The sequence below is a fragment of the Neobacillus terrae genome, assembly GCF_011393025.1.
Classification (GTDB): Bacteria; Bacillota; Bacilli; order Bacillales; family Cytobacillaceae; genus Neobacillus_A; species Neobacillus_A terrae.
Genome location: NZ_JAAOEO010000017.1, coordinates 1 through 24,975, shown reverse-complemented (window position 1 = coordinate 24,975; position 24,975 = coordinate 1). Strand labels below are relative to the sequence as shown.

Below are 24,975 nucleotides of genomic sequence, written 5' to 3'. Positions count from 1 at the left end.
CAAACAACAAGTTTACTTGGGATACTTTTTATAAAGAAAAACAGCACGCCGATTTGGCATGCTGCTTTCCGGTTATGCTGTTGTGGAGAACATATATTTTTTATAATGATAGCGGATGGAGAAAATAAGGCCGATGCCCAGCATATTCCCCATGAGCGAGCTTCCCCCATAACTGATAAATGGCAATGGGATCCCAGTAATCGGCAGCAAACCGATTGTCATTCCGATATTCTGAAAGACGTGGAAAGTGATCATACTGATAACTCCGACACAAAGGTATGAGTAGAAATTATTTTTCGTTTCCATCCCAACCTTTGTAATATGGTAAATCAGTAAAAAGAACAAGCTAATTAAAATACTTGCGCCCACAAAGCCAAATTGTTCGCCTACAACGCTGAAAATAAAGTCGGTATGGCTCTCAGGCAGGTAAACATCCCGATGCCCATAACCTTTTCCGCTCGTTTCCCCAGAACCAATAGCCAAAAGAGACCTGGTCAGCTGATATCCTGTAGAGCTCTGGTTATTATAAGGATCAATCCAGGAATATATCCGAGCAAATTGATATTGCTGTACACCAAGGTATTTCTCCAATAAATCAGGCTGTGCTAAAACAAAGTAAAAAATAACCGATATAAAAAATACGCCTGTCGAAAAAATTGGAACAAGAATTTTCCAGGATATACCCGATATAAATATCATTCCAATCATAATTGCCAGGAATACAAGAGATGTTCCAAGGTCCTGTTTAATAATTAATGCAAGCGGAACCATTGTCACAATTCCCATCTTAGCCAGAAGCCAGAAATCCGTTTGAAGGGTTTTAATCTGATTTTTATGATGATGTTCCTCAATTACCCTTGCAAGTCCGAGAATAATAAAGACTTTAACGAACTCCGAGGGCTGAAGTGAACCCAGGCCTGGTACCTTAAACCAGTTTTTTGCTCCATTGATTGTAGGAGCAATACTTGCAGGTGCAATAATCAATAATATTAGAAGAAATAAGCCAAAACCGTATGCATACCAGGTCAGTTTTTTTAGCTGATCCGAATCAAGGGTAATAACCCCCGCGATAATTCCGCCGCCGACAATATACCAAATGATTTGTTTCACTACAAAGTTTTCTTTATACTGCCCTGTTGACTGTGCTGTGTAAATGCATAGACAGCTTGCTACAAACAGGAGGAACAAAATAAATACTAAATTATAATCAAGTCTTGGAGTTGTATTTTTATTAGAAGTCATGTCGTCATTTAATTCTCCTTTATTAGAACCCAAAAAAGGAACCCGTACAATATTCCATTATATTTTTTCTGAGAGTAAATCACAACTTCTAAAGGCAAATGGATTTTTTTACAATTTTAGTTTCCCCTCAATATTAGTTAGAAATTCCTTTAGTTACTTCCTCAGCGAAATAAATCTCCCTGACTTTCCGTGCCATCCAATCGAGGTTATTTGGAACCTGTGGAATCCCATAACCAATGTAGAGTGGCGTAGTTACAAACCGAGGAACAATTTTTGCATAAATCCTTTTATCTAAATGATGGAAAAAGATATTATAGCTTGAACATTTAAACGGGAAATGATTAAGGAGATAATGAACAGCTGTCTGTACATAGACACCAAAGTCTTCCTTATACTGAGAATCATCCATTTGAACATTTAATTCATAAAAGCCAATTCTTGGCTTCGTTGAAAGTGTAAAGCTGACACCATTGTTTTCCTCAATCAATAATCCATCAAAGCAATCCTGGTTAATATTTTCCCGGTAATCAATATCATTGAGGCCAACAATTTGCATATGTGGATGTGCTAAAGTCCCTCCAGACAAAGGGCCATGATTTTTGAAGAATATTACGGATTCAAAATTCTCGCTTTCCTCCATCTCAAGCCAATGTTTTAAACCAAACTGTAAAAGTTTATGTAATTGCCCCGAACTATAAGTTGAAATCTCCCCCTCACAATCGTCCGTTTCAATTAATACAGTTTGATAGGCATTCTCCAAAACCGGAAATTTATTTTTTAAAAGGATCATTCCCCCATCTTCCGCTATGATATCTGATAGCTGGTTTCTGTCACAAAAAGGACATGCCTGCTCTTTATTTCTGATATTCTCTGGTTTTTTAACTCCTATTGAAGTATTAAAAAAAAGATATCCGTTTCCCAATGTCAACTTCTCCTCCCCGAAAATCTACCTCTATTTTATTGGTTTTATCGAAATTTTACGATTATCTTGCATGGATTTTAAGTTTATCTTGTACTATTTAATATATGGTCTTTTGCCTTTGGAAATAATCCCCTTTCTTTTATTGGCGGTATAAAACTATCCACCTAATATGAAGAAGGAAACCAGGTACATATAAAATACTAGAAATAAGCGAGGTTTTTGTATGCTGACAAAATTGGAATCTTTTATTCTTGGAATTATTCAGGGATTAACCGAGTTTTTGCCGATAAGCAGTACTGGCCATCTATATCTAGGAAGAAAACTGTTTCATTTGCAGGAAGCTGGATTAATGCTAGATACCATGCTCCACCTGGGGACTTTGGTTGCTATCCTCATTTTTTACCGAGCAGAATTTATTAAAATCCTAAAAAAACCATTCAGTAAATTAACTTTCTTACTAATTATCGGCACCATACCTGCAGCTGTGATTGGCATACTATTCAAGGATTACTTTGAGGAAATCTCGAAAACAGGTGTTACTATTGGATGGGAGTTTTTGATTACGGGGGTTTTCCTGTGGATGGCAGACTCTATTAAAAATGGCCATAAAAAAATGGATGATATAAGCTATGCGGATTCCTTTATTATCGGGGTCTTTCAGTCGGTCGCGATTTTTCCAGCCATCTCCCGCTCAGGCATGACTATAGTTGCTGCTTTATGGAGGAAATTAGACCGGGAAACAGCAGCTTATTTCTCATTCCTACTTTCCACTCCAGCAATAGCCGGAGCCGTTGTTCTCCAATCTCTTGATTTATTTGAAGGCCAGGGGGAAGAAATCTCATTGGCTGCTTTACTTGTTGGAATTATTTCTTCCGGAGTGTTTGGCTATATCGCTGTTAAGTGGATGATTGGCTACCTGAAAAATCATTCTCTTAAGCCATTCGCCATCTACGTTTGGGCTCTCGGGCTATTGATCTTATTCTTTCAGTTTACAGGAAGATTTTAAAAAAACGCGGCCAATGCAGGCCACCTCAGACTGTAGACAAACTTGAAATTTTTCGAGTTTGTCTACAGTCTTTTAAAATGAAATAGGTAATTAGGAAAGTTGATTTCCACTACGGGTGGACGCTTTCCGCGGGCGGGGCCGAGCCGCTTCCCTCGCTGCGCTCAGTCCAGGGTCTCGACTTTCCCGCTTTTCCCGCTGGAGTCGCCACCCTCCGTTCCAATTAATTAGCAATAATCTTTACTTTACAATAAGTATTCCTTAGGTGAAGAACCCGGATGACCAAAATCAATACAATGAACACGTGCATATAAAAAAAGTTTCAAATAGAACTAAATCATGACCGTAAGGAACATGGAAAAAGGCCGTTTACCCCTAAGAAGTTTTACTATGTAAGATAAGTAATAGTTAACAAAAGCTCATACAGCGTCATATTCGGGAGGCCTACCTAGAAGAGGGAGAACATTAACGCAATTATTTAAATCAATAAGATAAACACAAAACTCAAGGAAACGATTGAACGTGTCTTTGCTGATGTTAAAGAATAGCATGGTATGTGATGGACAAAACCCAAGAAGTCTTAAAAAATTGTCATGCAGGTGTTGGCTTAGTTTGCTGCCATTAATTCAAAGAAACTGGAACTTGCACTTGGCATATTGGATGAGGTAGACTCAAAAAGCTTACATATCAGTTTTTTGAGTCACTTATTTGAAATATACTATTTGATTGGGGAGTAAGGTGCTTAACTCCTGGGGGATTAGCGTTACAGGCGAGACCCCGCGGGAGTTTGCGACGAGGAGGCTCGGCGAACGCCCCCCGGAAAGCAAGCACCTGGAAAGAAAATCACCCTATTTTCTATTATTTCTATCAAAATTGACAAAAGGCATCGAGAGACCGTGCTCCCGATGCCTTTTGTCGACAATCTTACGCGGCCAATGCAGGCCGCGTTTTCTCTTTTCATTATTAAACTCTTGCAGGACTTAAAGCCATTTCTCTTGCTGCGTCTGCAGCTGCTTCCTTTGCAGCTGCAACAATCTCTGCGGCCTGCTTTGGGAAGTGGTCCATACCTTCAGCTATAACAGAATCCATAAGCTCCAGTCCTAAAAATCCAAGTGCTTTTCTTAGGAAACGATCACCGAATTCGAAGTCAACCATTGGACCGGTTGTATAAATGCCGCCCCTGGTCTGAATATGAATGGCTTTTCTGCCCGTCAGCAAGCCCTCGGGGCCATGTTCCGTGTTTTTGAATGTTTTATTAACAATAAATAAATTATCAAGGAAGGCTTTTAAAACAGATGGCGATCCGAGATTCCATAATGGTGTAACAAATACATAATAATCCGCATCAATAAACCTGTCAGCGAGAGCATGCATTTCAGTCAGCTTCTTTTGCTCACCCTCGGATAGCAGTTCAAAGGTGTACCCCATAAAAGAAAGTTTGGCTCTTCCATAAAGAAGATCCATATCTATTTCAGGAATTTCCATATCATATAAATGCATTTTTTTTACTTCAACATCAGGCTGTATCTTTTTAAACTCCTCTAAAAAAACCTCGCCGATTTGCATTCCTTTAGAGCGTTTTACGTCGTTTTTAGGATTTGCAGTAATATATAACAGCTTAGCCATCAGGATCCCTTCCCTTGCACGGTATTTTCTTCTCTCCTTATAGTACAAAAAAATCTTTTGTTCACGGATGAACAAACAGTGACGTTAGTGAACTTTATGTGAATTTTTCATTGAAATTAACTGACTATTAAAAATTCCTTCTTGCCGGATAAATTTTTTTACCTTATATTTAAACAAAACGGAACAAAATTACATAAAACATAACAAAACTCAACAAAACGGAACTTTAATCACAGCAACAAAGATACACACTACATATAATTTTGTTAAACACCTTGCGAAGGAGGACTGCGAAATGGAAGAAAAAGCTTTTACTCCAGATGAGGTTGCGAAAATCTTTCAAATTTCCAAGCACACAGTCTACGAGTTAATTAAGAGGGGGGAATTAAGGGCCTTCAAAATCGGAAATAAAATGAGAATTGAACAATCCGAGATTGATAGGTTCAAAGAAAGCGCAAAGGCTCCAGCACGAAAAGAATTTGATCAGCAGGATGTTTCTCCAGCCAGCGGAACTGCTCCTGTGAGACTCTCGGGAAGCCACGATTTTCTTGTTGAACACTTTGTTAAGGCTGCTTCATCAGATCTGGCTCAACAGATTCTTCCTACATATATCGGGAGCCTTGAAGGCCTCATGATGCTTTACAGAGGCCAAAGCGATATAGCTGCCGTGCATCTTTTAGACCCATCATCACAAGAATATAATCTTCCATTTATTAAACAGCTTTTTGTGTATGAAGAAATTTCTGTAATACGATTTGCTTCAAGAGAACAAGGCCTGCTTGTCGACAAAGGCAACCCTAAAAATATCCAAGGGTTTGAAGACCTGACAAGAAAAGATATTCAGTTCGTTAATCGGCAAAAAGGCTCCGGCACGAGATTCCTTTTAGATTCTAAGCTTATGTCACTCGACATATCCCCCTCAAACATTAAAGGATATGAAATAGAAGAATGGAATCACCTATCGACTGCTTCTTATATTAGCAGCGGCAGAGCAGATGCAGCTTTTGGGATTCGTTCCGCGGCTGGCCAATTGGGGCTGGATTTTATCCCTGTTGCTAAAGAACAATTCGATCTTGTTTTTCGCTGGTCCCAGGAAAATAAGAAAGCGCTCTCTGGAACCCTTGAGTACTTACAATCCAATGTTTTTAAAAGCAGTCTGACCAATCCAGAAGGCTATGATATAACCGAACTCGGAAATATCATTTATCAAACCACAAACACGGAGGTATCATCTATATGAAAAAAAGTTTTTTAGCCAGCATGCTTGTCCTGCTTCTTGTTATTTTGGCAGCGTGCGGAAATACAAGTGGAGAAAAAGCATCTGCAAAGGATAAAAAAGAAAGCCCGGAAAAAGCCGCTCCAACGGAAATGATTCTTGCTACTACAACCAGTACACAGGATACAGGCTTACTCGATGTTCTTGTTCCAAAGTTCGAAAAGGAAAACAATGTAAAGGTAAAAACCATTGCAGTCGGTACTGGACAAGCTCTTGAAATGGGAACTAAAGGCGAAGCTGATGCCCTTCTTGTCCATGCACCAAAATCTGAGCAGGAAATAGTAGACAGTGGAGATGCTATCAACTACAAACGCGTTATGTATAATGACTTCGTTTTGGCAGGCCCTTCGGAAAACCCTGCAGGTGTATCAGGCGATGATATCAATGCAGCTTTCAAAAAGCTTTATGATTCAAAAGCAGTCTTTGTTTCCAGAGGTGATGATTCTGGTACTAATAAAAAGGAATTGTCTCTATGGCAAGCCCTGAATATCAAACCATCCGGAAGCAACTATATTTCCACTGGCCAAGGGATGGGAGCCACACTTCAGGTAGCTGCAGAGAAAAAAGGATATGTACTGACAGACCGCGGAACTTGGCTTGCACAGGAAAAGAACCTGAAAGGCTTGAAAATTGTGGTTGAAGGCGGCAAGAACTTGATGAATATTTACCACGTTATGCAGGTGAACCCTGAAAAGCATGACAAGGTAAACAGCAAGGATGCTAAAAAGTTTGTTGATTTCATGGTTAGCAAGGATGTTCAGGATATCATCAAAGACTTCGGTGTTAAAAAATATGGCCAGCCGCTGTTCCATCAATATACGGAATAAGAAAAGCCGAAGTGCACGAGGAAAAGGCCCTGTTTTTTTGGGGCCTTACCTTTGTTTTTACTGATATTTATAAGGCGGGAGAAAAATGGAACTAATCATCGAAGGACTTAAAAAGGCCCTGGATATCATTCTTTCAGCGGATCCTGAGGTTATCAGAATTACGCTGCTTACTTTAAGAGTGTCCTTCACTTCTATCCTTATAAGCACCATAATTGGCCTTCCGCTCGGCATGGCTATTGGACTTTCTCGGTTTAAAGGAAGAAAAATCATCCTTATTTTTATAAATATAGGTATGGGCCTTCCTCCCGTAGTGGCTGGACTATGGATTACGCTTCTTCTTTGGCGTTCCGGACCGCTCGGCAACTTCTCGCTTCTCTATACACCTACAGCGATTGTGATGGCTCAGGTTCTTGTATCTCTCCCAATTATTACAGGCCTGACAAGCTCAGCATTTCAGCAAATTAATGATAAGTTGCTTTTACAAATAAAAGCGATGGGTGCTACCAAACGGCAAACACTGCTCATTCTTTTAAAGGAATCGAGGATTGCAGTAATGGCAGCCATAATAGCCGGATTTGGCCGTGTAATTGCTGAAGTCGGGGCTGCCATGATGGTAGGCGGGAATATACTTGGAGACACCCGAATCCTCACAACAACAATAGTTATGGAAGTCTCAAAAGGTAATTTTGATCTTGCGCTTGCCCTTTCATTTATTCTGCTGTCTGCCGCCTTCTTGATAACCGGAACACTGACTTTTCTTCAGCAAAGGACGCGAAACCTATGACACCTTTATTACAGCTTGATCATGTAAAGTATCATGCAGGAGAAAAAGAGATTCTAAATATAGCCAGTTTCCAGCTTGAGCAAAATGAATTTAAGGGAATAATGGGGCCAAATGGCGCTGGGAAAAGCTCTCTCCTCAAGGTAATGGCCTTCTTGGAAAAGCATACTTCAGGCAGTATACTTTATCGGGAAGAAGCAGTTTCAGCAAATACTCTTCCTATTGAAACCAGAAGAAAGTTCGCCGTTGCTATGCAGCAGTCACTGCTGCTGGACTCATCCGTTTTCCAAAATATTTCCTTAGCTCTTCGGTTAAGGAGCGTTCCTAAAAAGGTCATTAAAGAAAAAACAGAATTATGGATGGATAGATTTCAAATCAGCCACTTAGCCAGAAAAAATGCCCGCTTGCTCTCAGGCGGGGAAGCACAAAGAGTTAATCTCGCCAGAGCTATGATTATTGAGCCAGAAATTTTATTTCTTGACGAACCATTTTCAGCTTTGGACTTCCCTACTAAAATTAAACTCATGGAAGACTTCAAAAAAATCACTGCACAAACAGGAACCTCCTGTCTTTTTGTGAGCCACGATTTATCAGAAATCCAGTACCTGACCTCCAGGCTTGCTGTCATGATGGATGGGCAGATTATTCAGGAAGGAAACACCAGCGATGTTATAGACCGTCCCAATAAGCTGGCAGCTACCTTTTTAAATGAGTGGAAACGATTTTATCATATAACCACTAGGGAACAGATGGTTTAATGGCCGTCTGTTTTTTGATGCTATTTTTTTGCTAAAGGGTTTTATCAGTTGATAAAATAGTATTTGAAATGAAAGCGCTGAAACTTAACCATATTATGGTCAGCCCTGGAGGAGAAAAAAATATGAAATACGCTATTATAACTGGCGCATCACGCGGACTTGGAGAAGCTGCTGCTAAAAGAATACTGGAGGAAGGCATTTCGGTCGTTTCGATTTCACGAACCGAAAACGAAGCACTTGCAAGGTTTGCGGAAGAGAATAACTATTCTTTCCGCCACATTACATGCAATCTGGAATTAGAGAAAGAAGTAGAGGAGGTCTTTTCCGATTTAGCCTTCGCTCTTTTTAAAAAGAATCCGGAAAAGATTTATCTGATTAATAACGCAGGGGTTGTGGACCCGATCGAGAAAGTCGGTAACCTTGACCAGATACCAGTTTTGAGGAACTTCCAAGTTAACCTGGCTGCTCCGATCCTGATTACAAATACTTTCTTCAAAGCCTCTCAGAATATGGAAACATCTATCTTATCTATAAATATAACTTCAGGAGCTGGGGAGCACCCTATAGAAGGCTGGAGTATATATTGCAGTGCCAAGGCAGGACTTAACATGTTTACACAAACTGCTGCCCTCGAGCAGGAAAGCATGGGAACGTCCAATCAGATTATTGCTTTTAGCCCCTGGATTATGGATACTGGAATGCAGGAAACGATCCGTTCAGCCGCACCGGAGGCCTTCAAGGACCTTGACCGTTTTAAGGAATACAAGGAGCAGGGCATGCTTAGAAAGCCGGAAACAGTTGCTAATGCATTAGTTGACCTTATCCTTCACGAAAACATCATAAACGGGAAAATTTATAACGTCAATGATCTTTTAAATTAACCTTATGTATCAGCCCTTCCGGATTATGGGAAGGGCTTTTAATTTATCTCTTAATCCTCTTCTTTTGGGAACCAAAGATTGATAGTCGTTCCCTTTTTCAACTTACTCTTAACCTGAATTTTCCCTTTATGGGCATCCATAAGTGCTTTTACGATGGATAAGCCAACGCCCACTCCACCGGTTTTTCTGTCCCTGGATTTATCCCCTCTATAAAACCGTTCAAAGATATGGGGGATATCATCTTCATCCATACCAGCTCCTTCATCCCTGATCTGAAATCCGATATAATCCTCTTCCTGCACAACGGAAAGCGAGACAGTTTTTCCTTCAGGTGTATATTTTAGTGCATTATTAAGAATGTTTGACAGAATCTGCACGAGCTTGTCTTTGTCCGCCTTAAACCATTCCTCTTGTTCAAAGGGCTCCATCTGCAGCTCAATACCTCTTTGATGAAAAATCGGTAAAAACATTTCCCATACATCAGCAAGGAATGTTCCCGCTTCTATATCAATCTTTTCCAGCTTAATCTGCGGATTTTCAGCTGCCAGCAGTTTTTCTAGTTCATTGATAAGCCGAACTAGCCGCATTAGTTCTTCATGGCTTTGTTTTAATCGCTGTGGAGTAGGTTCCCAAATTCCGTCCTGAAAAGCCTCAATCTGGCTTCTTAATGTGGCAAGTGGCGTTCGGAGCTCATGCGCCAGGTCTCCCGTAAATTGCTTTCGCAGCATCTCTTCCTTTGAAAGGGATTCAGCCAGATTATTAAAGGATACAGCCAGCTGCTTCACCTCATCCGGAAGCCCTTTTAATGGAGTCCGCACAGTAAGATTATGTCTTTGCAGCTCATGAGCTGCAAACGAAAGAGTTTTTAGCCCTGCAGTAAGTTTCCTTGAAAAGATAAGGCTAAACAGGATCGCCAAAACAATGGTTAGACAGACAGCAGCATATATATATAACTGAATGGTTTGGAGAAATGTATGTTCGTCATCGATCAAGCCTTCAGGATAAATAGCTACCAGCTTGCCTATCCGGGCATCATCTACTTTAAGATTGTATGTCTTGCTCCGCCACTCATCCTTATTTTTAATAGGCTCGGTTAACCCAAGACCATTCATCATTCCCCTAATGCTGGATGAATCCATCTGGAGCTGGCCAAACCTGTCATAGAGCTGAAAATACAGCTGATCTGTCAATGCATATTCATGCAGGCCAATAATTGGCTCGCTTGTAAAGCGGCCATTGCTTTTAAAATCCTTTTCAATCGCCAGGACAACCCGGTCAATCTTTTTTTCCCGATTGGTATCCAGATAGTTTTTAAAGCTTTCTTCAAAGCCCCACTGGATAAAAAAACTGACAAATAAAATGCCGATCATGCTGATAAGTAAAAAATAGAATAATATTTTAGACCGGAGAGTTTGCAGCATCCAGGGTCCCTCCAAACTTGTATCCCATTCCAAAAACAGTCAGGATAAAGATCGGCTGTCTCGGATCCCCTTCCATTTTCTTGCGGAGGTTTTTAATGTGTGTATCCACACTCCGCTCATAGCCTTCATAGTACATCCCTTCATCCTGGATTTTCTCCAGCAGGTCAAGGCGGCTGTAAACTCTTCCAGGACTCATCGCCATATTCGTTAAAAGCTTGTATTCTATCGGAGTGAGGCTGATTAAATGACCGTTTGCTGTTACTTCTTTTTTTATCAAATCAATAACCAGCTTGTTTTTATTAAAAGAAATGGAGTCTTTTTTCTCAGCCTTTTTAACCCTTCTTAAAATCGCCTGTACCCTAACGACAACCTCCCTTGGGCTGAAGGGTTTTGAAACATAGTCATCCGCGCCCATCACAATTCCATTTATGCGGTCATCCTCTGCCGATTTTGCTGTCAGCATTAAGATAGGAAGATCTGAGTCTTTCCGGACAAGCCTGCAAACTTCTTCCCCCGATATGTCAGGAAGCATTAGATCCAAAATCATTAAATCGAGTTCTATGGTCTTTGCCTTTTTCAGTGCATCAATACCATTATCGGCAGAATGAATTTCATAGCCTTCTCTTTCCAGATAGGCCTCGAGGACTTCTATTATTCTCTTTTCATCATCGACGATCAGAATTTTCATTGCCCCTCACACTCCCTCTATCTACACCCCCATCATATCATTTTTAATCCTGACAAAATTCATCTTCACAAATTCCCCACAAGTTCTTCATAACATCTTCAATCTTTCCCGATAAGATGTAAATGTGATTCGGAATTAAAGTTTGAACCATTCAGCTTTACCCTTTATTTAACCTCCCTTTTTTATACATAGGATGCCTCAGTCGCTGAGGCATCCTTTTTCTTTTGACCTCAGCTATCTATTACTTTTGATTTTTTATACAAATGCTCTTTGGTATTACTTTTTAAAAATTCGCTACAATCGACACAGCCGCCCTGTTTAATTTTGATGTATTCTATAGAAAGGGGGCGATATTTTATGAACAAAATCTCATTTAAGATTGGATTGTTTTTCTTCCTGGCTGTTTTGCTTCTGGAGGGTATCTCGATGTTTTTTCTTCATAATAATATTATTCATTCTAGGATTCATGATGAGCTATCGGCTCTTCTTACCAGAGGCAACAATCATCGGGAAATCCTTGAAGCCTCCTACCATGAGGAAACCGTCAAACATATCGCTTTAATGGAATCGAAGACAGATACACAGGTTATATTAACGGACACTAAAGGCACGATTTATATGTCCTCCAATAAAGTGGTCCCTGAGATGAGACGTATTATTAAAAAACCGCACAGAAAAATCCCTCATGAAGGCAAGATTTTGGAATACGACTGGCAGCAACAGCCGTATATTGCATCCATCAGCCCCATTGTGATCGACCATAAGGCTAATGGCTATGTTTATATGTTTCAAAACACAGAAAAAATTAAAGAGCTCATTTCCGGTTTAAACCGGCATTTCTTGCTTGCGGGAATTCTTTCCCTCATCTTTATGTTTATCATGATTGTTGTTTTAACTAGACTTGTTACCCACCCGCTTATAAAAATGAGTGAAGCAACGAAACGGATTAGTAAAGGTGATTTTAGTGTAGCTCTTCCAAAACTAGGAAAAGATGAAATAGGCGTATTAGGGGAGTCGATCACTGTCTTAGCAAGGGATTTAGAAGTATTAAAAAATGAACGCAATGAATTCCTGGCAAGCATTTCACATGAATTACGCACCCCATTAACCTATATAAAAGGGTATGCTGATATTGCGAGAAGACCGGAAACAAATGATGAAGACAAATCTCAATATCTTGGGATTATACATGAAGAATCAGTTAAGCTGGCCAAGCTGGTGAAGGATTTATTTAATTTAGCCAAGATGGATGAAAATACTTTTTCAATTGAAAAAGAAACAGTCCAGCTTTACCCGTACTTTAGAGGGCTATATGAAAAAATTGCTCCCGCTTTTAGAGAAAATAATATGGACCTCCAAATTGATTGTTCTGCCGAACTGTCAGCGGATATTGACCCCATCCGTTTTGAACAGGTCATTCTAAATCTGCTGGATAATGCGAGAAAATACTCTGAGCCATTTACAAAGGTCATGCTTGAGGCAAAAGAACATAGCGGAAGAATTGTAATTCAAGTCAGGAACGAAGGAAAAGGAATCCCGGCAGAGGACCTCCCGAGAATATTTGATCGTTTTTACCGTGTCGATAAATCCCGGACAAGAGCTCTGGGCGGCTCCGGCCTTGGCCTCTCCATTGCCAAGGAGTTAGTAGAGGCACACGGCGGTACAATCACAGTAACGAGTGAAACTAACAAGGGCACTAAGTTTGAGATTATATTGTAAAAAGAACAAAAGGCGCAAGCGCCCTGGAGCTGGATTACTATAACCTAGTTCGGAGTTATCCACAAGGTGAAAATCTATAATTTCCAAAACGATAAATAAACCTTCCCAATTCGGGGAGGTTATTTTAATAAAAAGTCATCTTTAAACATTAGAAAAACTTAGCATTGCCAAGTCCTTTTTGGTGGATGCCTTAGCTTTTCTTATGCGTCAGAATTTATGGATATAAATTCTAATTAGAACAAAAAGGGCGCCCTTTGGGCACCCTCATTCATTTATGCTGATAAGGCTTTTTTCTGTTTTTCTCGTTTTACTTTTCTACGATGCTTTAGCATTGGGCTGTAGAAGAGAATGCCACTCGCCAGCATCATCACACCAAACGTGAAGGTTTTCATATCTGCTGTTCCTGCAACTATAACCCAAACGGAGTAAATAGTAGAAAGCAATCCGATAATACCATCAACTATTCTTGAGCGGGTATTTTTATATGTTTCGCCCGTAACGACCAATTTTACTTGGTAGACAGAGGAAATCAAATATGGCACCAGATAAGAAAGTGTTGCTATTACAATGACAAAATCGAAAGCCTGTGATATTGATTTCGATACTGTTGAGAAAATAAATAATTGCCCCAGTGCGTTTGTAACAATTAAAGAGAAGCTTGGAAGACCTTTTTTGCTTTCTTTTAAGAAAACTGGAAGGAACATTCCCTGTTTAGCTGCCTGATACGGAACCTCTGCGCTGAGCATTACCCAGCCAATAGTAGAACCAATCAAGCTTATCAATCCAAGCCCTGCAAGCAGCTTTCCGCCAATTGGACCAAGTACAGCTTGAATCGCATCAATTAAAGGCTTATCTGAGTGAATAAGTGCCTTTTGGTCTAACATACCCATAACAAGGGTGCTGATACCCATATAGATTACAAGAGCAATAACCAATCCAAGAATGGTTGCACGTTGAACATCTATCTGCTTTTTCGCGCGAGATGCAAACACCATGGCAGATTCAACACCAATGAAAGCCCATAGTGTTGCAATAGCAGCACCATTTACTTGAGACATAAGGCCAAGAACATGCCCTGCTTCATCTTTTCTTTGTGCAAGTATAGGAAGCATATTGCTTTTTTCAAAAGCAAACAGCCCAATTACGATAAAAAGGAAAAAACCAATAACTTTTGCTGCAGTTGCTGCAAAGTTTAATTTACCTGCATTCTCCATACCGCGTAAAATAATAAAATGTGTTCCCCAAAGAAGGACTGTACATATAATAAAGGTTAAACCATTTCCAACTTTCATTGTAAAGCTTCCAATAGTAAACCACTTAGCATTGCTTGTTAAAATCGGGAAGAATGTGGACAGATAACTTGCGAAGGTAGTAATAATAGCAACATTTCCTGCAAGGTTTCCAAGCCAGTATCCCCATGAAGACATAAATCCTGATAAAATCGATGCCTGTGAGTCTGGTTTAAAAAGCTCCTTGGCATAAATTTGCGGTCCGCCGGTGAGATTTGGTTTTCGAATCGCTAAATTTCCAAAAACAAGCGCAATCATTAATACTCCTGCACCGGTTAAAAGCCATGCAAGGACTACACCTGCCGGGCTTGCTGCTTCGGCCAATGATCTGGGAAGCATAAAAATTCCCGATCCAACCATATTTCCTACGACAAGAGCCGTTAATATCCATAAACCTAATTTATTTGAATTTCCCATGAGGTATTATTCCCCTTTCAGGAATTTTATTTTCCATTAAAATGGCATTAGCCTGTACAAGAATACAACCCAAAGCATTTAATGTCAATGGAAAAATTTATCTCATTAAAGTGTTAGAGTGTTAAAATTAGTTCACTAAATAGAAGAGCCCCTCTTCTCAAGAGGAGACTCTGTAAAAAATGTTATTTATTACCTTGTCGAAACCGCAGGATTTCTATTACTGGGGGATAAGGCTTCGGCTCTTGGCCTGTCTGTACAATATCTGAAATGTCCGTAACCACACCCATTACCTCACTCTTATTTCTTTCTTCGAAAAGGGGCATAAGTGAAATGACAATGGATTTATTTCTCCATCTGGCGTTAAAAGTAATCCTTTCACGAGTTTCCCATGCGAATTGGTAAAAATCTAAAATATTACTTTCCTTTCCAGAAAAAAAGCCTGCTACATCTTTTCCCACCATTTCACTGGGGGAGTAACCCATTTGATATAATAGGTCTCCATCACAGTAGGTATATACAAAATGATCCCCTATCTTTTTAAATTTAAATAGAATTCCCGGATGTTCAATCATTACTGCCTCTATCTTATTAGAGATATCTTCCTCCATAATTTCTTCTGTATCATTTGAGGAAGAGAAATAAATTCCTTTTAGGATAAAGTAATAACCCACCATTTTAAAAAGATGGCCAGAAAAATTATCGATATCAAAAATACTTAAATAAATCGTGAAATTTAATTCCGACAAAAACAAAAAGGTAAAGGCTAAAGCAACGTATAGCTCGCTAAGCTTTTTTTTAAGATAATATTGGTAAAGACTAATAATAATGGATAAAAACTGCATAAAGCTGACTGCATATTCTATCCCATTTTTTATTAAGGTGGTTCCCTTTCCCTCAATCACCAGCATTGGCAGCCTTTTTTCATAAAAAATGATTAGAAATACCGCTACTACTACAAAAAAGGCGGAAAAAAGAAGGGCAGCCGTTCGATAATCTTTTTTTAATTTTTTATCCGGAAGAAGCAATACCATCAGCATGAACACCGATTCCAGAATCCTTGCAATTACCCAAGCCCAAGTCGCTTTTTCAACTGAACTAGGTGTAATAAAGTATGGCATTCCTTTAAAGGATAATGTATGAAGCAAATCAACCATACCCACTATAAAAAAAGTAAGAGAAATGAATAAAATTCTCCTCGTTCTTTCCTTTTCGAGCCTTTTCCATCCGTTTAAGAAAATGGCCATTGAAATAACAATGCTGAAAAACTCCAAAAGCGTATGAAAGCTAACGTAGTTAGTTCGATCGTAAAGCATTGCGAGCTGTGGATGATAGATGTGTATAAGCATTAATAAAAGTGTAGCCCCAATGATGTAAAACAAAAATTTGCCTTCAGTCAGGGTCGATCTCATCATCATTCCACCCCTTTCGAGAGTAAAAGCATCTACTTGAAAATCCTTTTCTATTCATTATAAAAGGTCTTCACCGGGATCACCCTACCAACAATTGGCTTTTTTATGAACTTTGTTGTTAATATAAAATCCAGAGTGAGTTATATTAAAGAAATACCCTTTCAAGCAACTAAAAACTCAATTTTCCATTAAGAATAGTAAAAAGGAAAAAGGCTGTCCTTAAATCGGGACAACCTTTATTTATCATTGCTTGCCAACCGTGGCACTATTAAACTCGTCAATTATTTGGTATTTCTTTTTCTCGGTTTTCAGCGCAATTTGGCAATACTTTGTATCATTTTCAAAGTATCTTTTTCTTAGCGGCTTACCGCAAACAAGTACATAAGCCCATGGATAAGCATGGTATCACCCTTATAGTGAAAAAGGGTAAAACCTTCCTTTTTTCTTAAAGTAACCGCCTTGCTGATTAACAGTAATGTCTCCTAAAAGCGCTCCCCCTCGAGATAAGCTTCTTTATCTCAATTATATAAAGGAAAAACATTTTCCGATCAGACCTTCTTGACAGTTTAAAGGATGTTTAAAAAGTTAAAAAAAGGGGTATAAAATGTACAAAAGCCGCAAGCGCCCTGATCAGATGATGAAAGGCTAAAATCGCCACGTCCTGTGGCAACGCCTTCCTGACCCACATCCTGTGGGCCTCCAACAGGCATAAGACGAATCACGTAGTCATCCTCGGAAAAGCTAAAGCTTTTCCTTCGTGCGATGCGGATGCTTCCGAAGCTTTCCTTGTCCTGATTTCTGAAGTGATTTGGCTTGACCCCGAGCTGTTCGAATCATCACCTATCGGTCATGATTCGAACAAGATAATTAAAGAAGCATATTCTCGAGGAAAACTGGCTGGGCGCTGGAGCTAGATTACAATAACCTAGTTCGGAGTTATCCACAAGGTGAAAACCTATAATTTCCTAGATAACAAAAAACCTCCCTAAGGAGGTTAGATTCTCTTTGATCCATAAAACGCTTTGCTCCAGTAAGGGTTTGACAAGCTGTCGACGCGTACCCCTTTTGAGCTTGCATGAACAAATTGATTTGATCCCAGATAGATTCCTACGTGGCTTGCTCCCTTTGTATAAGTAGCAAAGAAAACCAGATCACCTTTTTGCATGCTCATTTTTGATACAAACATTCCTGTGGCATACATTCCCGATGCTGTTCGTGGCAGCGCTTTTCCTGCTGCCTTGAAGGAATAGCCTACCAGACCTGAGCAGTCAAAACCACGAGGTGTTGTTCCTCCCCATCTGTAAGGAACTCCGATATATTTCTTAGCTACATTTGAAGCACTTACTCCATAGGAAGCAGCTTCCGCTTTATTAATTCCCGATCCGGCAAATCCACTGATGAAAAGAGTTGCTGCAATAAATGCCGTCATAAGTAATTTTCTCATGATGTCCCCCGATTTCAATTTAGTGATTTGTCTCTCTCTTAATCTAGTATCAGTATCTCATAGAAATAGGGGGAGAAAATTTACAGATTTATTTTAATATTGTTTCATTTGTGTTACAAAATTAGTGTTATTTTTACTATAAACGACAGAAAAACTACATTTTTTTACGCGAAAAATTCTGAAAACCCTTACACATCAATGATTTTGTAATATTAAGGGCTAGCTTCTGCTTGTACATTTCTTGCTTGCGAGTCTCTCCAATAGTGTCAATTTTATGACTTCACTATAAAAGATGGGCTCTATTAATGTATCTCAGATTCCATTACCATCTTGGCCTAAAAGCTAGAGAAACTGGCTCTAGCAATCACTCCTTCAAAAGTTTAATTAGAGAAAAATAAAAGACGGGAAAGGAACTCCCGTCTTTTCATCTATTATTGAATTATTCCTTCCACCACTGATCAAACATGGATGCGGGCATGTGCCGTTTGTGTTCAGATATCAAGTAACGCTGTTCAATTTTAGCAGCCGCTTCCTTTGATACTGTCTTTCCTTCAAGGTAATCGTCCAATTCATCGTACGAAATGCCAAGTTCTGTTTCGTCTGCCTGGCCTGGCTTTTGATCAAGAAGGTCTGCAGTAGGAACCTTTAAATATAATCTCTCTTCCGCACCAAGCTCTTTTAGAAGAGCCCTGCCCTGACGTTTGGTCAATCCGCTAAGTGGCAGGATGTCCGCACCACCATCGCCATGTTTTGTAAAAAATCCTGTAACAGCTTCGGCAGCATGGTCGGTTCCGATTACTAATAGCCCTTCCATTCCGCCAACTGCATACTGGGCAATCATTCTCATTCTTGCCTTCACATTTCCCTTTTGAAAATCACTTAACGGCTGTTCATTCTCTAAGCGGTTGTATTCATTCTCCACTTGATCCACAGCTTCTTTAATGTTAAAAACCAGATCACGGTCTGCTCTGATGAATTCCAACGCACGCTGGGCGTCCTCTTCATCCTTTTGAGCACCATAAGGAAGTCTCACCGCAATAAAAAGGGCCTCCTTTCCCTCCTTGCGAAGCTCTTCAACAGCAAGCTGGGCCAGACGGCCTGCTAGAGTAGAATCCTGACCTCCGCTTATACCAAGTACGAACCCTTTAGATTTTGACTTTTCGAGGTACTCTTTGAGGAATCCTACCCGTTTTTTGATTTCTTCCTGTGGATTGATATTTGGATTAACATTTAAATCTTCCATTATTCGCTTTTGAAAATCCATCTGTTCCACTCCTTTATCAGTAATTAATTGTAAATATGTATATCCTTTATACTTCCCCAAAAACTCTTGGAGAAACAGCACAGGAATCTTTACATCATTTTAGCATTTATGTTTCATGGTTTCTAATTTCAAGCAGGAAACGGAGTTTTTAGGGAATCTCCTGAACAATTTAAAAACCCCTGGAAGACAGGGGTTTTTAAACGTATTGCACTCTGCCCTTTGCCTACATGCCAGGCAGAGACCAATTTGTTAGCATCTTACTTCTTCTTCTCTTTCGGTCCGGAAAAGGATTGCATCTGTCCCATCAACTTTTGGCGTGAATCCTTGCTTCGAAGTAAGTATGCTGCTCCTAAGGCGACGGTTGTCATCATCATTTTTTTTCTATCCATTTCCTTTACCTCCTTGAGATTCAAGATGCTACATATAGAAAGTTCCCTTTTTATACTAGAATCAAACGTCTTTTTGAAGGGTTAAAAATGGATAGGAGCCATTGAACTATTCAATGCTTTAAGTTCAAAGTTTTGGCTTTCCAAATAGTTTAATAGTTTTGGCAGATACTGAAGGGTTTCCTTCCGCTCATGAAGCAAAATAATAACTGGCCCGCCTTTCCCCGGATTTTTTTGAAGTTGGCCTATAACGCTATCAACATAGCGCTGATCTCTGTAGTACCAGTCCTTGCTGTCTATATTCCAGTCCCACATAAGATAATTAGCCTGTGCGACAGCCTGCTTATAAGCAGGAGTCATAAGAGGGGCACTTCCATATGGAGTTCTGATTAACCGGGAATCCACCCCGCTAATTTCTTTTAGCGTATTATGAGCCTGATTCATTTCTCCAACAACGGATTGAGAGGAGGCATAAAATTTCGTTTTATCATGTGTAACACCATGCATGCCTACACTTTGGCCATCCTTCACCATGAGCTTAACAGCTCCAGGATATTTTCTCATATTACCATCAAGCATAAAAAAGGTTGCCTTGGCATGATACTGATCCAATAAAGAAATGATTTCTCCTGAAAAAGCTTCAGGGCCATCGTCAAAGGTCAGGTACACCGTCTTTTTTCCGATGGGCAGCGGCTTTGAACTTGCAGGTACAGGTGAACTTGGAGGCTGTGCAGCAGGTACAGGCTTTTTAACTGGCTGGACGGGCTGCGGTGTTGGTTTTGCAGGCTGTGGAACTGCTGCTGGTTTTATGGGCTCAATAGCTGGATTAGCTTGCTGATGCGCCCTTGCTGCTTTTTCCTCAACCATTCTTTCTTCCTCAATCTTATCCTCTTTCCAGAATTCGGTTTCAGGCGAGTTGTCTGCTATATATTTATTTGAATTGTTTATTGTAGTGGCTGCGGTTAGGTTTTCATGAGGCAGTTGAATATTTGCATTTCGCCGGGCTGAAAAATTCTTTATATCGGCCTTAGCCTTAAAAAAATTCATTCCAAGCATTCCTGCAGAAAAAATCACAAGGAGTAAAGCGACAGGGAGGACTTTTTTAAATCGGTGTTTTTTATTTCTTGCCATTTCCCATTCCCTCTTTGAAGTATTTGTCTAATATATAGACGAATTTATGCGCCAGGAAGTTACAAATATATCAAAAATATTACAAATCTATTAAACCATAAAATTAATTAATAGAAATGCATCTTTTTAACCAAAAAGCGGAAAAGCCCGTTTAGCGACATAAGGTCATTTGAAGAAAGGCTAAGGTCGCGACGTCCTGTGGCAACGCCTTTCTGACCCGCATCCTGCGTGCCTCAGCTTTGACTGAGATAAAGGAAAAAGAAATGCGGAAGTGTCTTGCCCAGGGGCGACAAGAATAAGACGAGCCGGCGAGAAGGTTGTTCTTTAACCTTCAGACGGATTGGCTTATGACCTCGAGCCCCTAGACACTAAAGCTAGACAGCACGAAGAGTGAAGTGATTCGATGTTGACTTATCGTAGGGAAAAGTGGGATGGACACTAGTGCACCAAGTATTTACCTTTAGGTCATACTTGATGCAAGATACTCAAAGAAGCTTTACATAGATGAAAACTCGCTGGGCGCTGGAGCTAGATTCAGAAAACTTTGTGGAAGTAGTAATCAAGGTGTTGCCATATCAAAATAAAACAGGCTACTAGGGCCTGCTTTTATTAAGAGCCAATATATTTTGAATAATAGGATTTGGCTTTCGCAATATCGTTTGTCCCATGGACCATGGCCCGGCCCGTTTTAAAGAAAATCAATGTGATTTCATTGTCAGGGAAAAACCGAAGCAAAAATGAGTTATATTCTACCCTTCCTATTTTCCTCAAGCGTTCAGCTGCTTGAGCAAAATCAATCTCTAAGCCACTCCGTGGATTAATTTGGACGGTATTCCTCCCACATAAAGATGTAAATGCTGTCTGGCTGTTTGAGGTACGATCAAGAAAATCAAACTGGTTCCCGACACAGCAGGGGCAAGCAGGATTTTTCCCTTGTGTGATATCCATCTGAAAATATTCATTGTCCCATATATCAAACTGTTCCAGGTTTTGATTCGATTTTTCTCCCACTAAAATTTTTAAGGCTTCGACAGCTTCGAACGACCCGATAATGTCTGTGATTGGCGAAATGACGCCAACCGTGTCGCAGGTTTCTCCTCTGCCTGCCGGGGCATCTGGAAAAAGGCAGCGATAACAGGGGGTGGTCCCAGGATGAATTACCGCAAACATCCCTCTCGAACTGACAGCGCCCCCATAAATCCAAGGAATATTGTGTTTAACTGCTATATCATTGATAAGATAACGAGTTGCAAAATTATCTGTGCCATCAATGATCACATTGACATCCTTGAGCAAGTCTTCACCGTTATCAAGGGTAAGATCAGTGAGAACTGCATCAATTTTTACATTAGAGTTAATCTCACCTAACCTTTGTCTGGCCGCTATAGCTTTAGGAAGCTGTTCGAAAGCATCTTTCTCCGTATAAAGGGTCTGCCGCTGCAAATTGGAGAGTTCTATATTATCGCGGTCAATGATTCTTATAAAACCAACACCTGCTCTGACAAGATGGCTTGCAATAACTGTACCAAGTGCCCCCATGCCAACTATTGCGGCTTTGCTTTTGTTCAATTTTCCCTGGCCTGCTTCCCCGATAGGCGGAAACAATATCTGCCGAGAATAACGCCCCATCTCCATGACTGAACTCCCCACTTCCGTTATGACAACCTAAATTTTATTAATTATAAAAAATTTTACTAAAATTCTTTTAATTTTAAAATAGAAAAAGGAATTTATTGACCGGATATCTAATATTTAATAAAAGAGGATTTTTAACAATATTTTCGTTTTTTGTCATGCGGCAAAGTACGAAGTAGAGATTTTTAAAAATAAGGGTAAAGAAAGAGGTGTGTTAGACGATGAATCTTGGCGGTTTTAAAAACAAAGAAGTATTAGTTGATCTTTCTTCCGGTGTGGTTAGTTACAGAGGACTCAATGAAGACGATGCCAGAAAATACATCGGAGGCCGTGGACTTGGCGTTAAGTATGTTCTAGATAATGGTCCCGAGGTCGAACCTTTTTCAGAAGAAAATATTATTTGTATTATGACTGGTCCTGTGACTGGATCCCGCTCCTCTATGAGCGGACGCCTTGCGGTGGTAACCAAATCTCCTCTGACAGGAACAGTTACGGACTCCCATATTGGCGGCTGGACTGCAGCCCGATTAAAGTGGGCTGGAGTAGATAATATCATTCTTTCCGGAAAAAGTGATAAACCTGTCTACCTGTACATTGAAGATGGCAAAGCCGAGCTTCGCGATGCTTCCGATCTTTGGGGCCTTGGAACAAGGGGAGCCATTAAAGTCCTTCAGGATAAATATGGACAGGATGATTTAAGCGTTATGGCAATAGGCCAGGCTGGTGAAAATACAGTTCGTTTCGCTGCTTTTATTAATGAGCATGACCGGGCTGCAGGACGCGGCGGTACAGGTGCTGTTGCAGGGTATAAAAAACTGAAGGCCATTGTTATCAAAGCTTCTCAAAAAGGCAATATGCCTGAACCAGCTTTAAAGGATGACTATAAAGAAGCAAATAAGAAAGCAGTTAAAGCCATTTTGGAGGGCGGCCTTACAGCTCCAAATAAGGGCGGTTTATCCGTATATGGAACAAATGTGTTAACTAATTTAATTAACGAGGTGGGAGCGCTTCCAACAAAGAATTCCCAGATGACACATTGGGAAGAAGCGGAGAAGCATAGCGGTGAATATGTAAACAAGCACCTGCTTGTAAAAAATAATACCTGCCACGCATGCCCTGTCGGCTGTAAAATCGAAGTTGAAGTAAAAGATGGCAAATATAAGACTAGAGTTGAGAGTATCGAGTTTGAGTCAGCCTGGTCCCTTGGTTCCAACTGTCTTTTAAGCGATGCCGAAGCTATTTCTTATATGATTGACCGCTGTAATGAATATGGCCTTGATACTATTGAGCTTGGGCATGCGTTCTCCGTAACAATGGAAGCATATGAAAAAGGCATTATTGATGAAAAGCTTATTTGGGGCGATGCCGATAATATGATCGATTTAACAAGAAAAATTGCTTTCCGTGAAGGCTTTGGCGGCATACTTGCTGAAGGACCCGCAAGAGCTACAGCTCTATGGGGAGCTCCCGAGCTGTCGATGTCCGTTAAGGGCCAGTCTATCCCTGCTTATGACCCACGAGGCATTCAGGGTATCGGCCTTGGTTATGCAACAAGCAACCGCGGTGCCTGCCACCTTCGCGGCTATACAGTAGCCAGTGAAATTGCTGGAATCCCTGAACCAACAGACCGTCTTAAGCCTGAAGGAAAAGGTGAATTGTTAAAGGTATTCCAGGATATGCTAGCATTCTCTGATTCCATGAATATCTGCAAATTCTCATCCTTCTCGGAAAATGCGGAGCATTATGCAGAGCAATACAGCACAATGACAGGCATCCCGTTGACAGCTGAAGATGTAATGAAAGCTGGCGAACGGATTTACAACCTGGAGCGGTATTATAATAATCTGGCCGGCTTCGATAAGCGTGATGATGATTTCCTTCCTAAACGTTTTACTGAAGAGCCTGCAACTGGAAACAGTACTGGCGCAGTCAGCAGAATGGATATCATGCTGGAAGAATACTATCAGGTCCGCGGCTGGAAAGATGGCGTTGTGCCTGAGCAAAAGCTTCGTGAGCTTGGAATCATCGATCCCGAAACAACACAACTGGTTTAAAAATAAGAGAGGCTTCTGCAGCATTTGCAGAAGCCTTTTTCATATTTAAGTACCTTTTGTTTTACCCGCCAATTCTAGTTGTTTTATAGCGGTAGTTTTTTATTAATTCCTCAAGAGACCCTTCTTCCTCGGCCTCAAATCGGATCTTTACGGTGTTTACTTTAAATATTTTGGTAAAGGCTATCTCCTCTTCACTCAAAATGGATCCTGTCCATCCTGCTCCCTGATAAGTATTTGGAAAGGAACTAGTGATTTGCCTGCCGCCAAGCTCTTCAAAATACATTCCAAGATGATTCCTATTAATCCCCCGGAATTCCAAGTCGCGAAATGGCATATTATCCACCTGCCACTGGCGGAAAAAGGGCAAACTGGTCGCTCTCCTTAACTTCTGTCAGAAGTCCCGCCTCATGGATAATATTTCTTCCATTCACATATACATGGACAAAAGGAAGAAGTTCTTTTTCTGCTGTAAATATTTCTTTCTGAAGGTCTGGAAACATCTCCACCATTTTATCCAGTACATCAATTACCCGGCTGCCTTCCGGAACTACCTCAACTGTTACCCCGCCGCAAATTTGGCGGAGATTTGCAAACACTTTTACTTGCACAGTCATCTACCCCTTTCTCCTTATTTCCATCATAAATCGATAGAGAAAGGTTGTCACTTTCTAATTTAGAATAGTCAGTAATTTAAAATCGCTAGCAAAATAAATATCAATTTAAATAAGAACAAAAGGCGCAAGCGCCCTATTTTTATGATGAAAGGCTAAATACGCCACATCCTGTGGCAACGCCTTTCTGA

Annotated in this window: 23 protein-coding genes and 1 pseudogene; 9 read left to right on the top strand and 15 right to left on the bottom strand. The window is 40.3% G+C overall.

Features of this window, described 5'->3' with window-relative positions:
* Positions 1-72 precede the first annotated feature (72 nt).
* Both G8761_RS19505 and G8761_RS19500 read right to left on the bottom strand, forming a co-directional pair.
* Positions 73-1,242 carry an FtsW/RodA/SpoVE family cell cycle protein gene (locus G8761_RS19505; RefSeq protein ID WP_166029713.1) on the bottom strand — a complete coding sequence of 390 codons (1,170 nt, stop codon included), beginning with the start codon at positions 1,240-1,242 and terminating at the stop codon, positions 73-75.
* A 133-nt stretch (positions 1,243-1,375) separates the two neighbouring features.
* The gene (locus G8761_RS19500) at positions 1,376-2,164 is read right to left on the bottom strand and encodes a DUF4931 domain-containing protein (protein ID WP_166029643.1); all 789 of its coding nucleotides are present in this window, start codon (positions 2,162-2,164) and stop codon (positions 1,376-1,378) included.
* Between the two features lie 226 nt (positions 2,165-2,390).
* Here G8761_RS19500 and G8761_RS19495 point away from each other — a divergent pair, with 226 nt between their 5' ends.
* The gene (locus G8761_RS19495) at positions 2,391-3,170 is read left to right on the top strand and encodes an undecaprenyl-diphosphate phosphatase (RefSeq protein WP_166029712.1); all 780 of its coding nucleotides are present in this window, start codon (positions 2,391-2,393) and stop codon (positions 3,168-3,170) included.
* Positions 3,171-3,579: 409 nt separating this feature from the next.
* Positions 3,580-3,805, top strand: a pseudogene (locus tag G8761_RS28160) (transposase); the annotation flags it as partial.
* A 325-nt stretch (positions 3,806-4,130) separates the two neighbouring features.
* Here the strand turns inward: G8761_RS28160 and G8761_RS19490 are convergent.
* Positions 4,131-4,793 carry an FMN-dependent NADH-azoreductase gene (locus G8761_RS19490; RefSeq protein ID WP_166029642.1) on the bottom strand — a complete coding sequence of 221 codons (663 nt, stop codon included), beginning with the start codon at positions 4,791-4,793 and terminating at the stop codon, positions 4,131-4,133.
* A gap of 295 nt (positions 4,794-5,088) precedes the next feature.
* Between G8761_RS19490 and G8761_RS19485 the strand changes: the two genes are divergently transcribed.
* From G8761_RS19485 to G8761_RS19465, 5 genes are all read left to right on the top strand, one after another.
* Positions 5,089-6,033: a helix-turn-helix transcriptional regulator gene (locus tag G8761_RS19485; RefSeq protein WP_166029641.1), complete on the top strand. Its 945-nt coding sequence runs from the start codon at positions 5,089-5,091 to the stop codon at positions 6,031-6,033.
* The gene (locus tag G8761_RS19480; protein ID WP_166029640.1) at positions 6,030-6,896 is read left to right on the top strand and encodes an ABC transporter substrate-binding protein; all 867 of its coding nucleotides are present in this window, start codon (positions 6,030-6,032) and stop codon (positions 6,894-6,896) included. The genes G8761_RS19485 and G8761_RS19480 overlap by 4 nt, the downstream gene beginning before the upstream one ends.
* 85 nt (positions 6,897-6,981) lie before the next feature.
* Positions 6,982-7,680: an ABC transporter permease gene (locus G8761_RS19475; protein ID WP_166029639.1), complete on the top strand. Its 699-nt coding sequence runs from the start codon at positions 6,982-6,984 to the stop codon at positions 7,678-7,680.
* The gene (locus tag G8761_RS19470; RefSeq protein ID WP_166029638.1) at positions 7,677-8,435 is read left to right on the top strand and encodes an ABC transporter ATP-binding protein; all 759 of its coding nucleotides are present in this window, start codon (positions 7,677-7,679) and stop codon (positions 8,433-8,435) included. The genes G8761_RS19475 and G8761_RS19470 overlap by 4 nt, the downstream gene beginning before the upstream one ends.
* Positions 8,436-8,557: 122 nt before the next feature.
* A complete protein-coding gene (locus tag G8761_RS19465; RefSeq protein ID WP_166029637.1) occupies positions 8,558-9,316 on the top strand; it encodes a (S)-benzoin forming benzil reductase in 759 nt (252 codons plus the stop codon).
* Between the two features lie 50 nt (positions 9,317-9,366).
* Here G8761_RS19465 and G8761_RS19460 read toward each other — a convergent pair whose 3' ends face one another.
* The gene (locus G8761_RS19460; protein ID WP_166029636.1) at positions 9,367-10,737 is read right to left on the bottom strand and encodes a HAMP domain-containing sensor histidine kinase; all 1,371 of its coding nucleotides are present in this window, start codon (positions 10,735-10,737) and stop codon (positions 9,367-9,369) included.
* On the bottom strand, positions 10,715-11,425 hold the full coding sequence (locus G8761_RS19455) for a response regulator transcription factor (protein ID WP_166029635.1): 711 nt from the start codon (positions 11,423-11,425) through the stop codon (positions 10,715-10,717). The genes G8761_RS19460 and G8761_RS19455 overlap by 23 nt, the downstream gene beginning before the upstream one ends.
* Positions 11,426-11,782: 357 nt before the next feature.
* On the opposite strand from G8761_RS19455, the gene G8761_RS19450 reads away from it, so the two are divergent.
* On the top strand, positions 11,783-13,144 hold the full coding sequence (locus tag G8761_RS19450) for a sensor histidine kinase (RefSeq protein ID WP_166029634.1): 1,362 nt from the start codon (positions 11,783-11,785) through the stop codon (positions 13,142-13,144).
* Between the two features lie 272 nt (positions 13,145-13,416).
* Here the strand turns inward: G8761_RS19450 and G8761_RS19445 are convergent, their stop codons facing one another.
* From G8761_RS19445 to G8761_RS19415, 8 genes are all read right to left on the bottom strand, one after another.
* On the bottom strand, positions 13,417-14,850 hold the full coding sequence (locus tag G8761_RS19445) for an amino acid permease (RefSeq protein WP_166029633.1): 1,434 nt from the start codon (positions 14,848-14,850) through the stop codon (positions 13,417-13,419).
* Between the two features lie 182 nt (positions 14,851-15,032).
* Complete coding sequence (locus G8761_RS19440) at positions 15,033-16,262, bottom strand: MASE3 domain-containing protein (protein ID WP_166029632.1); 1,230 nt, start codon at positions 16,260-16,262, stop codon at positions 15,033-15,035.
* A 563-nt stretch (positions 16,263-16,825) separates the two neighbouring features.
* Complete coding sequence (locus tag G8761_RS19435) at positions 16,826-16,981, bottom strand: hypothetical protein (protein WP_166029625.1); 156 nt, start codon at positions 16,979-16,981, stop codon at positions 16,826-16,828.
* Positions 16,982-17,253: 272 nt separating this feature from the next.
* Positions 17,254-17,703, bottom strand: a complete 450-nt coding sequence (locus G8761_RS19430; RefSeq protein WP_166029631.1) for a C40 family peptidase — start codon at positions 17,701-17,703, stop codon at positions 17,254-17,256.
* A 439-nt stretch (positions 17,704-18,142) separates the two neighbouring features.
* A complete protein-coding gene (nadE, locus tag G8761_RS19425) occupies positions 18,143-18,967 on the bottom strand; it encodes an ammonia-dependent NAD(+) synthetase (protein WP_166029630.1) in 825 nt (274 codons plus the stop codon).
* Positions 18,968-19,224: 257 nt separating this feature from the next.
* Positions 19,225-19,356, bottom strand: coding sequence for a hypothetical protein (locus G8761_RS27690; protein WP_275940724.1), 132 nt, complete (start codon positions 19,354-19,356; stop codon positions 19,225-19,227).
* A gap of 81 nt (positions 19,357-19,437) precedes the next feature.
* Positions 19,438-20,484 (bottom strand): polysaccharide deacetylase family protein, encoded by a 1,047-nt coding sequence (locus tag G8761_RS19420; RefSeq protein ID WP_166029629.1) that lies wholly within the window; start codon positions 20,482-20,484, stop codon positions 19,438-19,440.
* 609 nt (positions 20,485-21,093) lie between these two features.
* Positions 21,094-22,119 (bottom strand): ThiF family adenylyltransferase, encoded by a 1,026-nt coding sequence (locus tag G8761_RS19415; RefSeq protein ID WP_166029628.1) that lies wholly within the window; start codon positions 22,117-22,119, stop codon positions 21,094-21,096.
* 221 nt (positions 22,120-22,340) lie between these two features.
* Here G8761_RS19415 and G8761_RS19410 point away from each other — a divergent pair, with 221 nt between their 5' ends.
* Positions 22,341-24,173 (top strand): aldehyde ferredoxin oxidoreductase family protein, encoded by a 1,833-nt coding sequence (locus G8761_RS19410; protein ID WP_166029627.1) that lies wholly within the window; start codon positions 22,341-22,343, stop codon positions 24,171-24,173.
* Positions 24,174-24,234: 61 nt separating this feature from the next.
* Here G8761_RS19410 and G8761_RS19405 read toward each other — a convergent pair whose 3' ends face one another.
* The gene (locus G8761_RS19405; protein WP_166029626.1) at positions 24,235-24,507 is read right to left on the bottom strand and encodes a MoaD-like domain-containing protein; all 273 of its coding nucleotides are present in this window, start codon (positions 24,505-24,507) and stop codon (positions 24,235-24,237) included.
* Between the two features lies 1 nt (position 24,508).
* Positions 24,509-24,781 carry a ubiquitin-like small modifier protein 1 gene (locus tag G8761_RS19400; RefSeq protein WP_166029711.1) on the bottom strand — a complete coding sequence of 91 codons (273 nt, stop codon included), beginning with the start codon at positions 24,779-24,781 and terminating at the stop codon, positions 24,509-24,511.
* Between the last annotated feature and the right edge of the window lie 194 nt (positions 24,782-24,975).